The following is a 1,091-nucleotide window of genomic DNA, read 5'->3' on the forward strand; positions in this document are numbered from 1 at the left end:
GAACAGGTCGAGCAGCGTGACGTACGTGGCGTGCAGCGGATCGTCGTCCGTCACCAGGCGAGCCGTGGGCTCGCGGCCGCCCCTCCGGACCGTCTCACCCTCGCCGGTCAGCCCACGGCCTGGGGTACGGCCGTGCCCGTGGTGTTCCACGCCATGAGCGCGGCTCTTCCGTGTTCCCTGCCGAGTCTGGACAGCGATCCGGTCCCCAGGACGAACAGGCCGCCCGCGGAGGCCGGGAGACCGAGGTACCGGGCGGTGAGGACTCGCAGGAAGTGGGCGTGGGCGACGAGGACCACGTCCTTCGCGTCCGGGGCGGCCAGCCACGGCTCCACCCGAGCGAGCACCCGGTCGGCACGCGCGGCGACCGCGTCGGGGCCTTCCCCTTGACGGCCGTCCGAGGACCGCGGCACACCGTCGGTCCACAGGTTCCAGCCGGGACGACTGCGGTGGATGTCCACGGTGGTGACGCCCTCGTAGCCGCCGTAGTCCCACTCGCGCAGGTCGGTGTCTTCCGTCAGCCGTGTCAGGCCCGCCAGCAACGCGGTGCGCACGGCACGCCGTGCCGGACTCACCAGCGCCTCGCCGATCCGGTGACCGGCCAGCAGCGGCTCCAGCGCACGCGCCTGCGCCTCTCCCGCCGCGGTGAGGGGGACGTCGGTGAAGCTGGTGTGCCTGCGCGAGCGCGTCCACTCGGTCTCACCGTGCCGGATCAGCAGCAGCTCTCCCACCGTCACTCACCCGGCCTGTTCGACGGCGTGGCCGCCGAACTGGTTCCGCAGCGCCGCGATCATCTTCATCTGCGGCGACTCCTCCTGACGCGAGGCGAACCGCGCGAACAGCGAGGCGGTGATCGCCGGCAGCGGGACCGCGTCGTCGATGGCGGCCTCCACCGTCCAGCGTCCCTCACCGGAGTCCTGTGCGAAACCCCGGAGCCCGTCCAGGTGCTCGTCCTCGTCCAGGGCGTTCACCGCGAGGTCGAGCAGCCAGGAACGGATGACGGTGCCCTCCTGCCAGGAGCGGAACACCTCGCGGACGTCGGTCACCGAGTCGACCTTCTCCAGGAGCTCCCAGCCCTCGGCGTAGGCCTGCAT

1 protein-coding gene and 1 pseudogene are annotated in these 1,091 nt (G+C 72.0%); both read right to left on the reverse strand.

Annotated elements, in window-relative coordinates; genetic code table 11:
• Positions 1–107: 107 nt before the first annotated feature.
• Complete coding sequence (locus AB0A94_RS38695) at positions 108–728, reverse strand: histidine phosphatase family protein (protein ID WP_106416172.1); 621 nt, start codon at positions 726–728, stop codon at positions 108–110.
• A gap of 6 nt (positions 729–734) precedes the next feature.
• Positions 735–1,091: pseudogene (locus tag AB0A94_RS38700) on the reverse strand (6-phosphogluconate dehydrogenase); the annotation flags it as partial.

The sequence above is a fragment of the Streptomyces sp. NPDC044984 genome, assembly GCF_040646935.1.
Classification (GTDB): domain Bacteria; phylum Actinomycetota; class Actinomycetes; order Streptomycetales; family Streptomycetaceae; genus Streptomyces.